Raw genomic sequence first — 12,818 nt, 5'->3', positions numbered from 1 at the left:
GGTCAAATCGTTGGCGACAGTGCGGCCCGCTCGGCCGCACGCTCGTCGGTGGTTTTTGCCACTTTATCGCGAATATAGAGCGGCAGGGCCTGGTCGGCACGAACCGCCCGGCCCGCCGCGATCAGGCCTGGGGCCAGCCGCAGCATCGCCGTGGCCGTGGGCAGCGCCTGCCGCCGCGGCATGCCTTGCGGCAGACGCGCGCCGTACGCGGCAAATACATTGCCGGCCAGCGCCCAGCCCGCCCTGGCCCGCAGGGTTTCAGGTCGAATCAGGCTGAAGTCCCCGTCAGGTCTCCACAAGTTGCTCTCAAATTCATAGTCGGCAAGGTACATCTCGTCCATGCGGGCGTCCAGCAGGGCGCGCACGCGCGTGGCGCCGTGCAGGTAGCGAGCTTCTTCGGCGAGGGCCAGCAGGGTGTCGATGGGCAGCACCTTCACTTCGGACAAGGCGCCGCTGCGGGACATCAATTTGGCGCTGGCGCCAAAGGCCAACCCCTGCGCCACCGAGCAGGCCGTGCGCAGCCCGGTGAACGAGCCCGGGCCGCGGCCAAAGGCGATCGCATCGAGCTGCTCCAGCCGCAGGCCGGCCTGCGCCATCAGCGACTGGATCGCCGGAATCAGCGTGCTGGAGGCCTGTGCGCCGCCGGCGCCGGTATGCTGCCAGACCTCACCGTCATGCGCCACGGCAATGGACATGACCTCGGTGCTGGTATCGAAGGCGAGCAGCTTCATGCGGGGCAATCGCGGCACGGACGAAACAACTGGGCGGGAGAACACATGGCCCGATTATCGGGGGACCGGATAATCCGCGCATGTCATTCCTGTCCCGCTGCGCGCTGGCGCTATTCACCCTGGTGCTGGGCACGGCCTGCGGCGCCCAGACCCTCCCTCCAGAAGTCGCCGGCGCGCTGGCCCGCGCCAGGGTCCCGCCGGACGCCGTGAGCCTGCTGGTGCTGCCGCTGGACGGCGCGCCCGCGCGCCTGAGCCACCGCGCGCAGGCCCCCATGAACCCGGCCTCGGTGATGAAGCTGGTGACCACCTTCGCGGCGCTGGACCAGCTCGGGCCAGACTTCACCTGGAAGACGCGCTTTTACATCGACGGCACGCTGGACGACGGCGTCGTGAACGGCAACCTGGTGATCCGCGGCGGCGGCGACCCGAAATGGGTGATCGAGCGCATCACGGCGGACTTTCAGGCCCTGCGCGAGCGCGGCGTACGCGAGGTGCGCGGCGACATCGTGCTCGATGCCAGCATCTTCGACGTGCCCGCGCACGACCCCGGCGCTTTCGACGGCGAGCCGATGCGCCCCTACAACAGCGCGCCCAGCGGCCTGCTGGTCAACTTCAAGTCCGTGCTGCTGGGCTTTGTGCCCGACCCGGCGAGCCACACGGCCCGCGTCACCAGCGAGCCGCCGCTGGCCGGCCTGACGGTGGACGCCAGCGTGCCTTTGAGCAGCGACGACTGCGCCGGCTGGCGCGGTGCGCTGCAGGCCGATTTCTCCAGCCCGGACCGCATCCGCTTTGGCGGCAGCTACAGCGTGCGCTGCGGCGAGCAGATCTGGCCACTGGCCTATGCCGACCCCGCCAGCTACGCACGCCGCGTGATGGCGGCCGTGTTCGCGGCCTCGGGCGGCGTGCTGGACGGCCAGGTGCGCCTGGGGGCCACACCGCCCACGGCCCGGCTGATCCTGGAGGCGCCGTCGCTGCCGCTGTCCAGCATCATTGCCGACGTCAACAAGTTCAGCAACAACGTGATGGCGCAGCAGGTGTTTTTGACGCTGAGTGCGCAGCAGCGCGGCCAGGGCAGCTTTGCCGCCTCGCGCGAGGTGGTGATGCACTGGTGGCGCCAAACCTTTGGCGTTCGCGGGCCCAGGGCACCCGTGCTCGACAACGGCTCGGGCCTGAGCCGCGAGGGGCGCATTTCGGCGCTGGCGCTGGCGCAGTTGCTGCGCACGGCGGCGCAGCGGCCCACGGCCGATGTCTTCGAGCAGTCTCTCTCGCTCGCGGGCGTGGACGGCACGGTGGCCAGCATGCGCGAGCGCGGCATCGCGCCCGATGCGCTGGGCAATGCGCGGCTCAAGACCGGCACGCTGCGTGACGTCGCGGCCGTGGCCGGCTACGCCACGGGGCGCAGCGGGCGGCGCTATGCGCTGGTCGGCCTGATCAACCACCCGAACGCCCCGGCGGCCCGGCCCGCGCTGGACGCGCTGGTGGAGTGGACGGTGAAGGACCAGTAGCGGGCTGGGTCTGCGGTGAGGGCGAAGCCTTACCAGCGCTGGCTCACCTTGGTGAACGCACTCGTGCCGAACAGGCGCTGTGCGCTTGGCGCGAAATACAGCGGGTCGGCAAACAGGTAGGTGGTGTAGTCGACCCCGGGAAGAAGGGTGGAGGTCGTGCACAGAGAGGAGTTGACCTGGTTTGCGCCGATACCGATGCCCGGGCCGGGATCGACCGAGGTGCAGACCGGGGCCGGGGTGGGGGAGTTTCCGGTCGTGCCCAGCGGCGCATAACCCGCCGGCGCTGCCGTCACGATATTGAAGTAAAAAGCCGCATCGACGTACAGGACGTTGGCACCAAGGTTGACGACGCTGAGCAGCAGCGCGTTATTGAAATTCACCGTTGTCTTGCTCAGCAGGGAGTTCAGGCGCGGCTGGCCAATGGCCGCGGCCCAGGGCGAGACGCTCAGATCGTAGGTGCCGACCAGCACCACGTGCTGCGCGCCCGCGTTCACCAGGCGCTGGACCTGGGCCCCGAGATCCTTGGCGGCCTGTGTGACATTGGCGGTCATCTGGGCCTGGGTTTCGGTCCCCGCCGTCATGGCTTCCCACTCCGCCACGATGTCGCTGATGCCGCCATTGATCAGCACCACGTCGTTCGGCTGCAGTGTGTTGGACGCCAAAAAGGCGTCGATCTGCTGCGTCACCGTCTTGGTCGCGGTGCTGCCGGCGGCGTCCGGCGTAATGGTGATGCGCGCGTTGCCCTGCGCATAACCCAGGCCGCCGCTGCGGGAGGGCGCGATGCTCAGGCCGTAGCTGGCCGCCAGTTGCTGCGTCCAGTTGTTGACGCTGCCGTCATTCACCGTGTACTTGTTGTTGACGCCGAGATTGCCGACATCGCTGAAGGCGTCGCCGAACGAGATGAAGCGCGAAGGCGCGAGGGCCGACTCGACCGAGCTGCCGCAGCCCGCCAGCAGCGCCACCGACGCGCAGGCAGCCAGCATGATGATGCGGCGCAACCAATTTCCTGTCATTGCAATCTCCAAAGTCTGGAGGGGTAGTTTAACGAGGCCCGGTGTCGGCCCGGTAAAGCGCGACCGGCGCCGCCGCTTAGGCGGCCGCGGCGCGCTGCAGCCGGTCGCGCACGCCGTCCCAGTCGGGAGTGTCGGGCACGGTCTCGATCCAGATCAGGGTCGCGCCCTGCGCATCGAACTCGCGCAGCACCGCAAACAGCTGCTGCGCCGTAGCGCCGGCGTCATCGGGCATGCGCCGGCGTATCACGCGCGCCGCGCGGCTGCGCACCATGGCGCGAGAGTAGATGGCAATGCGGGCGCTCGACTGGTCCAGATCGGCCCCCAGCAGGTCGAGCGCGGTCTGCAGCGCACGTGCATCCATCAGGCGCACCTTGGCGTTGGGCGCGTAGTGCGCCGCCAGCGTGCCCGAGGCCCGCGGCGTCGGTGCGGCGCCCGCATCCTGCAGTTCTTCTTTGGTGCGCAGCTTGTGGCCGCAGGCCGCCTCGATCTGCACGCGCGTGAGCACCCCCGGGCGCAGCAGCACGGGCGCGCCGCGGGTGCAGTCGACGATGGTGGACTCGATGCCGACAGCGCAGGCGCCGCCATCCAGAATCAGCAGCGTGTCGCCAAACTCCTGCTGCACATGCGCGGCCGTGGTCGGACTGACGCGCCCGAACCGGTTCGCGCTGGGACCGGCCACGCCGTACACGCCCAGCGCGCTGCAGGCCCGCAGCAGCGCCAGCGCCACCGGGTGCGACGGGCAGCGCAGGCCGATCGAATCCTGCCCGCCGGCCGCGGCGGCCCCGACCTTGGGGCGGCGCGGCAGGATCAGCGTCAACGGGCCGGGCCAGAAGGCGCGCATCAACTGCTTCGCAAAGTCCGGCACGCTGGCCGCAAAGTGCGCCACGCCCGCGCCGTTCGGGTCCGGGTCGGCCACATGCACGATCAGCGGATGCTCGCGTGGACGGCCCTTGGCGGCAAAGATCTTTGCCACGGCCGCGTCCACGCCGGCATCGGCGCCGAGGCCGTACACCGTCTCGGTCGGGAAGCCCACCAGATCGCCCGCCGCCAGGGCGCGCGCGGCGATGGCGATCGAATCTGCAGCGTCTGCCGGCAGGATCATGCGCAGGCGCTCCGGCGTGGCGCGCTCAAAATGCGTCCAGCCCCAGCTGCCGCGCCGCCTGCTGCGCCGTGGCCCGGGCCTGCGCCACGCTGGCGCCGGTGATGGTCAGGTGCCCCATCTTGCGGCCGCGGCGCGCCTGCTGCTTGCCGTACAGGTGCAGGTGCGCCCCCGGCAGCGCGAGCAGCTCGCGCCAGGGCGGCGCCACCGCCTCATCACCCGAGGGGAACCACAGGTCGCCGAGCAGATTCAGCATGATGGCCGGGCTGTGCTGGCGCGGCGCCACCAGCGGCAGGCCGGTGAGGGTACGCAGCTGCAGGTCGAACTGCGAGAGATCGCAGGCGTCGATCGTGTAGTGGCCGCTGTTGTGCGGGCGCGGCGCCATCTCGTTGACGACCAGCGAATCGTCCTGCAGCACAAAGAACTCGACGCACATCACGCCCACGTACTGCAAGCCGTTTGCTATTGATTCGGTAGCTTCTACCGCAGACCGGGCAAGGGCTGGCGACACATTTTCTTCATAAACCTCGGTCACGGCCAGGATGCCGCCCTGGTGCAGATTGCGCTGCACCGGGAAATGCACCATGGCGCCATCCAGGCCGCGCGCCACGATCACCGAGCATTCCGCCTTCAGGGCCAGCATTTTTTCCAGCACGCAGGGCGCGTTGCCGAGTTCGGCCCAGGCCGCGGCCAGCTCGGCGCGGGTCGTGACGCGGATCTGCCCCTTGCCGTCGTAACCCAGGCGCGCGGTCTTGAGGATGCCGGGCAGCAGCGCCTCGGAGACGGCGGCCAGCTGCGCCGCGGTTTCGATCACGGCATGCGGCGCACAGGGCACGCCGCAGGCCACGAAATGCGCCTTCTCGCGCGCGCGGTCCTGCGCAATGGCGACCGCGTCGGCATCAGGCGACACCCGGCGCTGCGCGGCGAGCTGGCGCAGCGCCGGCGCGGGCACGTTCTCGAACTCGGTGGTGATGGCATCGCAGCGCTGCGCCAGCTGCGCCAGCGCCGCCGCGTCCAGGTAATCGGCCAGGAGGTGGTAGTGGCTGACCAGCCCCGCCGGACTGCTGGCATCGGGGTCGAGCACCACCGTGAAGTAGCCCATGCTTTGGGCCGCCTGCACGAACATGCGCCCGAGCTGGCCGCCGCCCATGACGCCCAGGGTCGCGCCTGGAAGAATGGGAGCCCCCACGCTTGTCACTGGCTTGGCATCGACGACAGCCGATGCGGCTCGTGCCGCGCTGGACGTGCCGCTGCCGGAGGCAGCAGCTCTTCGTCCCGTCCCGATGTGCGCAGGCACATCGGGAGCCGCGGGGCTCAGCCCCGAGGGGGCTGAACTGGCACGGGGCGGCCCTTCGCGGCGTTCGCCGGCGCTCATGATGCGACGCCCGCCGGTGGCAGCGTCATGGCACACGCGGCCTCGGTCTGCTCGGCGCGGAAGGCTTCGAGCCGCGCACGCAGCGCCGCGTCCTCGCCCGCCAGCAGGGCCACGGCGAACAGCGCCGCGTTGGCCGCGCCCGCCGCGCCGATGGCGAAGGTGGCGACCGGCACGCCCTTGGGCATTTGCACGATGCTGTAGAGCGAATCCACGCCCTGCAGGTGGCGGCTGGCGACCGGCACCCCCAGCACCGGCACCACGGTTTTGGCCGCCAGCATGCCCGGCAGATGCGCGGCGCCGCCGGCGCCCGCGATAATGGCGCGCAGCCCGCGCGGCACGGCCGATTCGGCATAGGCAAAGAGCTCGTCCGGCATGCGGTGGGCCGAAACCACCCGCGCTTCGTAGGCGATGCCGAACTGTTGGAGAATCTGCACTGCGTGCTGCATCGTGTCCCAGTCGCTGGCCGAGCCCATCACCACGCCGATTTGAATAGTCATCTTTGAATTTTACGTTTTCACCCCGAACTACCCACAATGATCGACATCACCCTTGAAAATATTCAGTCCGACCTGATCGATGCGTCGAACGTCCAGCCCGTGCTGCTCGACATCTGGGCCGAATGGTGCGGCCCGTGCAAGCAGCTCGGCCCGGTGCTGGAAAAGCTCGAGGCGGACTATGGCGGGCGCTTCGCGCTGGCCAAGCTGGACGCCGACAAGGTGCCGCAAATCTCGCAGCAGCTGAGCCAGATGTTCGGCGTGCGCAGCATCCCGTTTTGCGTGCTCTTCAACGCCGGGCAGCCGGTGGACGGCTTCGTGGGCGCCATCCCGGAAGCCGAAATACGCCAGTTCCTCGACAAGCACGTGGCCAGCGCCGAACAGGCCGAGGCCGAGGAAGCAGACGAACAGGCGAAGGACGCGCTGCAGGAGGGCGACACCGGCAGCGCACTGGAAAAGCTGCAGTACGCCGTGGCCACCGACCCGGCCAACGATGACGCACGCTTCGACTACGTCAAGCTGCTGCTGCAGCAGGGCCACACGGGCGATGCCAGGGTGGCGTTCGCGCCCGTGCTTGACAAAGCCGCCACGGTGCGCCGCTTCGATTCGCTGCAGCGCTGGATGGATGCTATCGATTTTGCAGCTGGCCACGCAGACGGGGAGGCGGCTGAGGCCGCATTTGATGCGAAAATCGCGCTCAACAAACGCGACTTCGAGGCGCGCTTTCACAAGGCCCGGTGGCTGATGGCGCAGCAGCGCTGGACCGACGCGCTCGACGAGCTTTTGGAGATCCTGATGCGCGACAAGACCTGGAGCGGGGAGCTCGCGCGCAAGACCTATATCGCCATCCTGGACATCATCGAGCCGCCCCGCCCGAAGGTGGCCGACGGCCAGATCCCGCCTGACGATCCGACGGTGGCGAGCTACCGCCGGCGCCTGAGCAGCGTGATCCTGAGCTGACGCGCCCCAAGCAGGTCCAGCGCCGCCCGCGCGACCTCTGTCATTCCCGCGCAGGCGGGAATCCACCTCCCGCAGACCACTACCGTGGATTCCCGGTCAAGCCTGGAATGACAGCCATCAGGCGGTGAGCCGCTGCAGCGCTTCCTGGTACTTGGCGGCGGTTTTGGCAACCACGTCCGGCGGCAGGTGCGGCGCCGGCGGCGTCTTGTCCCAGGGCTTGCCATTGATGCGCACGGCTTCCAGCCAGTCGCGCAGGAACTGCTTGTCGTAGCTCGGCGGGTTCTGCCCGGCGGCAAAGGCTGCTTCATAGCCCTCCACTGGCCAATAGCGCGACGAGTCGGGCGTCAGCACCTCGTCCATCAGCGTCAACGTGCCCTGCTCGTCCAGGCCGAACTCGAACTTGGTGTCGGCAATGATGATGCCCTTGCCCAGCGCAAAGGCCGCGGCGGTCCGGTAAATCTCGATGCTGATCTTTTTGATCTGCGCGGCCAGTGCGGGGCCGACCACCTTGACCATGTGTTCGTAGCTGATGTTCTCGTCGTGTGCGCCAGCCTCGGCCTTGGCAGCCGGCGTGAAGATGGGCTCGGGCAGCTGGCTGGCATTTTTCAGGCCGGCGGGCAGCGGCACGCCGCAGACCGACTGGCCCTGCTGGTACTCCTTCCAGCCGCTGCCGGCCAGGTAGCCGCGCACCACGGCTTCGACCGGGATGGGTTTCAGGCGCTTGACCAGCATGGAGCGGTCCTTGACCTGCGCCGCCTCAATGGGCGTCACGACGCTCTCGGGCGCCTCGCCGGTCAGGTGGTTCGGGCACAGGTGCCCCAGCCTGTCGAACCAGAACAGCGCCATTTGCGTGAGCAGCACGCCCTTGCCCGGAATCGGCTCGCCCATGATCACGTCGAACGCGCTGATGCGGTCGCTCGCCACCATCAGGATGCGGTCGGTGCCGACGGCATAGTTGTCGCGCACCTTGCCGCGCGCGAGCAGCGGCAGGGATTTGAGGGAGGAGGTGTGCAGGGACGGGGCAGGGCTGGTCATGTCAGTGGGTGTCCGGGTTCGATGACGGCGGCGTTCGAGGGCGAGCGCCAATATTCAAGTCTATTCTCACTCAAGGCAAAAAAGCCACCGGGCGGTGGCTTTTGCGGGCGGGGCGCGGCTTGGGCGGCACTCAGTGCACCACCTGCGCCAGCTCGCCCCGGGCGTACTGGCCCGCCACCACCTGCAGGCTGTGGCCCTTGATTTTGGCGCCCTGGCCTTCGCAGCCGAACTGGAGGTAGCGTTGCCTGCAGATCTGTTTGGCGGCTTCGCGCGCCGGCTTGAGGTAGTCGCGCGGGTCGAACTTGTCGGGGTTTTCGAACAGGTACTGGCGGATCGCCGCGGTCATCGCGAGCCGGATGTCGGTGTCGATATTGATCTTGCGCACGCCGTGCTTGATGGCTTCCTGGATTTCCTCGACCGGCACGCCATAGGTCTCCTTCATGGCGCCGCCGTGCGCGCGGATGATGGCCAGCAAATCCTGCGGCACGCTGGAGCTGCCGTGCATCACCAGGTGGGTGTTGGGGATGCGGCGGTGGATTTCCTTGATGCGGCCGATCGCCAGGATGTCGCCGGTGGGCTTGCGCGTGAACTTGTAGGCGCCGTGGCTGGTGCCGATGGCGATGGCCAGCGCGTCGAGCTGGGTGCGCTGGACAAAATCGGCGGCCTGCTCGGGGTCGGTCAGCAATTGGTCCAGGGTCATGGTGGCCTCGGTGCCGTGGCCGTCTTCCTTGTCGCCCTTCATGGTCTCCAGCGAGCCCAGGCAGCCGAGCTCGCCTTCGACCGTCACGCCGGTGGCGTGCGCCATGTCAACCACCTGGCGCGTGACGTCCACGTTGTAGTCGTAGTCGGCAATGGTCTTGCCATCGGCCTTGAGGGATCCGTCCATCATGACCGAGGAGAAACCGAGGTTGATCGCGCCCTGGCAGACGTCGGGGCTCTGGCCGTGGTCCTGGTGCATCACCAGCGGGATCTTCGGATACGCTTCGAGCGCCGCCTGGATCAGGTGCTTGATGAACGGCTCCCCCGCATACTTGCGTGCGCCGGCGCTGGCCTGCAGGATCACCGGCGCGCCGACCTCGTCGGCGGCCGACATGACGGCCTGGACCTGCTCCAGGTTGTTGACGTTGAAAGCCGGAATGCCGTAGCCGTGAGCGGCGGCATGGTCCAGCAGCTCGCGCATCGAAACGAGTGCCATGATGAATGATCCCTGAGAGTTGAAAACCAGCACCTGACCGGCGCCAAAGCGGGTTGGTAACCGTCTGGTAACCAGTCCCGATTTTAACGTGGCGCCGGGTATCGCACGAATCGTGCGCTCTTTGGCGGGCGCTATCAGCTGACCTGGCAGATCTTGAGCATGTTGGTGCCGCCCGGCGCGCCCATGGGTTCGCCACAGGTGATCGCGTACACATCGCCTCGCTGCACGATGTTGCGGCTCTTCAGATGGCCTTCGGCCTCGGCCAGCGCGGTATCACGGTCCACGCTGGTATCCATCAAAAGCGGGCGCACGTTGCGATACAAGGCCATCTTGCGCTGCGTGGCGACCTTGGGCGTGAGCGCGTAGATCGGCACGTGAATGCGGTGCCGGCTCATCCACAGGGCGGTCGAGCCGCTGTCGGTCATCGCCACGATTGCCTTGGCGCCCAGGTGGTGCGCGGTGAACAGCGCGCCCATGGCAATCGACTGGTCGATGCGCCCGAACGTCTTGCCCGAGAAATCGGCCTCCAGCTCGGCGTACTCGGCCTTCTCGGCTTCGGCGCAAATCTTGGCCATTTCCTGCACCGTCTCGAGCGGGTACTTGCCCGCGGCCGTCTCGGCCGACAGCATCACGGCATCGGTGCCGTCCAGCACGGCGTTGGCGACGTCGCTGACCTCGGCGCGCGTCGGCACCGGGTTGCTGATCATGCTCTCCATCATCTGCGTGGCGGTAATCACCAGCTTGTCCATCTCGCGCGCCATGCGGATCATGCGTTTTTGCAGGGCCGGCACCACGGCGTTGCCGACCTCGACCGCCAGATCGCCGCGCGCGACCATGATGCCGTCGCTGGCCTTGAGGATCTCTTCCAGCCGCGGAATGGCTTCGGCGCGCTCGATCTTGGCGATCAGCCCCGGCTTGTGCTGGTACGGCGCCGCCGCCACATTGGCGAGCTGGCGCGCCATTTCCATGTCGGTCGAATTCTTCGGGAAGCTCACCGCCAGGTAGTCGGCCTGAAAACTCATCGCCGTCTTGATGTCTTCCATGTCCTTGGCCGTGAGCGCCGGCGCGGTCAGCCCGCCGCCCTGCTTGTTGATGCCCTTGTTGTTGGACAGCTCGCCGCCGAGCTTGACGGTGGTGTGCACCTGCTCGCCGCGCACGACATCGACCGTCAGCACGATCAGCCCGTCGTTGAGCAGCAGCAAATCGCCCGGCTTGACGTCGCGCGGCAGCTCCTTGTAGTCGAGCCCGACGCCGTCCTGGTCGCCCGGCTCGGTGCGCGACGCGTCGAGCACAAACTTCTGCGCCGGCGCGAGCAGCACCTTGCCGTCGGCAAACACGCCCACGCGGATCTTCGGACCCTGCAAGTCGGCCATGATGGCCACTTCGCGGCCAACGCGCTTCGCCGCCTTGCGCACCAGGGCGGCCCGGTCGATATGGTCCTGCGCCTTGCCGTGGCTGAAGTTGAGCCGCACCACGTTGACGCCGGCCCGGATCATCTGCTCCAGCAACGCCGGGTCACTGGAGGCGGGGCCCAGGGTGGCAACAATTTTGGTGGCGCGACGCGGCATGGGGTGAGTCTCCGATGTAATTAAGTTTCGGATTCTCGCCGCAATCGGGGAACATGTCAGTTACAAAATCCCCGGCATTGCAGTCGATTCGGGTGAAAGTCTTTCACCCGGATCGCAGTCGCCCGCGCCGCGAACTCAACCGTTGGCGCGCTTTTGCAGAATTTCGAACGCCGGCAAGGTCTTGCCCTCCAGAACTTCGAGAAAGGCGCCGCCTCCGGTCGAGATGTAATCCACCTGCTTCTCGATGCCGTATCTGGCAATGGCCGCCAGCGTGTCGCCGCCACCCGCGATGGAAAACGCCGCGCTTTGGGCAATCGCACGCGCGATGCCCTCGGTGCCGTGGGCAAACGCATCGAACTCGAACACGCCGACCGGGCCGTTCCAGACAATGGTGCCGGCCGCCATCAGCTGCGCCGCAAGCCGGGCCGTGGTCTGCGGGCCGATGTCGAGAATCAGGTCGTCGTCGGCCACCGCGGTGACGGCCTTGACGGTGGCCGGCGCGTCGGCGGCAAAGGTTTTGGCCGTCACCACGTCGGTGGGGATTGGCACCTCGGCGCCGCGCGCCTTCATGAGATCCATCACGGCGCGGGCCTCGTCCAACAGCTCGCGCTCGGCCAGGCTCTTGCCGATAGCCAGGCCGCTGGCCAGCATGAAGGTGTTGGCGATGCCGCCGCCCACGATCAACTGATCGACCTTGGCAGCCAGGGCTTTCAGGATGGTGAGCTTGGTCGACACCTTGGAGCCCGCCACGATCGCCACCAGCGGGCGTTTCGGGTTGCTCAGCGCACGCGCGATGGCATCCATCTCGGTCGCTAGCAGCGGGCCGGCGCAGGCGATCGGCGCGTACTGGGCGATACCGTAAGTGCTGGCTTCGGCGCGGTGCGCCGTGCCAAAGGCATCGTGCACGTAGATGTCGCACAGCGAGGCCATTTTCCTGGCCAACACTTCGTTGTTCTTTTTTTCGCCGCGGTTCAGGCGGCAATTCTCCAGCAGAACCAGCTGGCCGGGGGACAGATCCTTGCCATCGACCTGGAAGCCATCGACCCAATTGGCGATCAGCGGCACCTCGCGGTCCAGCAGTTCGCCCAGGCGCGCCGCCACCGGCGCCAGCGAATCCCGCGGCTGGAATTCACCCTCGGTCGGGCGTCCGAGATGCGAAGTCACCATCACGGCCGCACCGGCGTCCAGCGCCATGCGGATGCAGGCGATGGAGGCGCGAATGCGCGTGTCTTCGGTGATATGCCCGGCCTCGTCCAGCGGCACGTTGAGGTCGGCGCGGATAAAGACGCGCTGGCCACGGACTTTGCCCTGGGCGCACAGATCGGAGAAACGGATGAAATTCATGGCAGGACGGGCTCGCAAGGACGAAGGGGCGGGGCAAGCGCCGATTTTAGTGGCAGCGCTGGTGCATTTGACCCAGGCGGGACCGCTACCAGCCCAGCCCCACATGCAGCGGCAAGTACACCGCCATACCCGCCAGCAGGGTGCCCAGCATGCTGCTGCGCCAGAAAAACCAGAGCGCGCCCGCGACGGCCGAATACACGCGCGCGTCCTGCCAGGTGTTGACCAGATGGCCCTGCGTCATCACGATTTCGGGCACGATCACGGCCGCCAGCGCGGCAATCGGCGCGTAGTGCAGCCCGCGCTGGACCCAGCGTGGCAGGCTCCAGGGTTTGGCCGAGATCAGGAAGAAGGATCGCGCCAGCACCGTGACACAGGCCAGGCCGACGATGGTGGTCAGCATCCACAAGTTGGAACTCGTCATGTGGAATCGCCCCCACCCTCGCCCACTGCGTGTGGCTCCCCGCCCCCCAGGGGGGCCTTCGCGCCTTCGGGCGGCCGG

General features: G+C 67.7%; 12 protein-coding genes. 2 read left to right on the top strand and 10 right to left on the bottom strand.

Features of this window, described 5'->3' with window-relative positions; genetic code table 11:
- Window positions 1–2: 2 nt before the first annotated feature.
- The gene (tsaB, locus tag EUB48_RS00885) at window positions 3–731 is read right to left on the bottom strand and encodes a tRNA (adenosine(37)-N6)-threonylcarbamoyltransferase complex dimerization subunit type 1 TsaB (RefSeq protein WP_142817107.1); all 729 of its coding nucleotides are present in this window, start codon (window positions 729–731) and stop codon (window positions 3–5) included.
- A gap of 80 nt (window positions 732–811) precedes the next feature.
- Between tsaB and dacB the strand changes: the two genes are divergently transcribed.
- Window positions 812–2,236: a D-alanyl-D-alanine carboxypeptidase/D-alanyl-D-alanine endopeptidase gene (dacB, locus tag EUB48_RS00880; RefSeq protein WP_142817106.1), complete on the top strand. Its 1,425-nt coding sequence runs from the start codon at window positions 812–814 to the stop codon at window positions 2,234–2,236.
- Window positions 2,237–2,265: 29 nt separating this feature from the next.
- On the opposite strand, the gene EUB48_RS00875 is transcribed toward dacB, so the two are convergent.
- The 4 genes from EUB48_RS00875 to purE form a co-directional block, all read right to left on the bottom strand.
- Window positions 2,266–3,249 carry an SGNH/GDSL hydrolase family protein gene (locus EUB48_RS00875; RefSeq protein ID WP_142817105.1) on the bottom strand — a complete coding sequence of 328 codons (984 nt, stop codon included), beginning with the start codon at window positions 3,247–3,249 and terminating at the stop codon, window positions 2,266–2,268.
- Between the two features lie 76 nt (window positions 3,250–3,325).
- Window positions 3,326–4,351 (bottom strand): L-threonylcarbamoyladenylate synthase, encoded by a 1,026-nt coding sequence (locus tag EUB48_RS00870; protein WP_142817104.1) that lies wholly within the window; start codon window positions 4,349–4,351, stop codon window positions 3,326–3,328.
- A gap of 25 nt (window positions 4,352–4,376) precedes the next feature.
- Window positions 4,377–5,723 carry a 5-(carboxyamino)imidazole ribonucleotide synthase gene (locus EUB48_RS00865; RefSeq protein WP_142817103.1) on the bottom strand — a complete coding sequence of 449 codons (1,347 nt, stop codon included), beginning with the start codon at window positions 5,721–5,723 and terminating at the stop codon, window positions 4,377–4,379.
- On the bottom strand, window positions 5,720–6,220 hold the full coding sequence (gene purE, locus EUB48_RS00860; protein ID WP_142817102.1) for a 5-(carboxyamino)imidazole ribonucleotide mutase: 501 nt from the start codon (window positions 6,218–6,220) through the stop codon (window positions 5,720–5,722). The genes EUB48_RS00865 and purE overlap by 4 nt, the downstream gene beginning before the upstream one ends.
- A gap of 36 nt (window positions 6,221–6,256) precedes the next feature.
- On the opposite strand from purE, the gene EUB48_RS00855 reads away from it, so the two are divergent.
- Complete coding sequence (locus EUB48_RS00855) at window positions 6,257–7,177, top strand: tetratricopeptide repeat protein (protein ID WP_142817101.1); 921 nt, start codon at window positions 6,257–6,259, stop codon at window positions 7,175–7,177.
- Between the two features lie 117 nt (window positions 7,178–7,294).
- Here EUB48_RS00855 and EUB48_RS00850 read toward each other — a convergent pair whose 3' ends face one another.
- From EUB48_RS00850 to EUB48_RS00830, 5 genes are all read right to left on the bottom strand, one after another.
- Complete coding sequence (locus tag EUB48_RS00850) at window positions 7,295–8,212, bottom strand: phosphoribosylaminoimidazolesuccinocarboxamide synthase (protein ID WP_142817100.1); 918 nt, start codon at window positions 8,210–8,212, stop codon at window positions 7,295–7,297.
- Between the two features lie 130 nt (window positions 8,213–8,342).
- Window positions 8,343–9,407, bottom strand: coding sequence for a class II fructose-bisphosphate aldolase (fba, locus tag EUB48_RS00845; RefSeq protein ID WP_142817099.1), 1,065 nt, complete (start codon window positions 9,405–9,407; stop codon window positions 8,343–8,345).
- 134 nt (window positions 9,408–9,541) lie between these two features.
- Window positions 9,542–10,975, bottom strand: coding sequence for a pyruvate kinase (pyk, locus tag EUB48_RS00840; protein WP_142817098.1), 1,434 nt, complete (start codon window positions 10,973–10,975; stop codon window positions 9,542–9,544).
- Window positions 10,976–11,110: 135 nt separating this feature from the next.
- Window positions 11,111–12,319 carry a phosphoglycerate kinase gene (locus EUB48_RS00835; RefSeq protein ID WP_142817097.1) on the bottom strand — a complete coding sequence of 403 codons (1,209 nt, stop codon included), beginning with the start codon at window positions 12,317–12,319 and terminating at the stop codon, window positions 11,111–11,113.
- A gap of 85 nt (window positions 12,320–12,404) precedes the next feature.
- The gene (locus tag EUB48_RS00830; protein WP_142817096.1) at window positions 12,405–12,740 is read right to left on the bottom strand and encodes an AzlD domain-containing protein; all 336 of its coding nucleotides are present in this window, start codon (window positions 12,738–12,740) and stop codon (window positions 12,405–12,407) included.
- Window positions 12,741–12,818 lie beyond the last annotated feature (78 nt).

This window comes from Rhodoferax sediminis (assembly GCF_006970865.1).
Classification (GTDB): Bacteria; Pseudomonadota; Gammaproteobacteria; order Burkholderiales; family Burkholderiaceae_C; genus Rhodoferax_A; species Rhodoferax_A sediminis.
The sequence above is the reverse complement of the archived record's forward strand: the minus strand, read 5'-3'. Positions and strand labels throughout refer to the sequence as shown.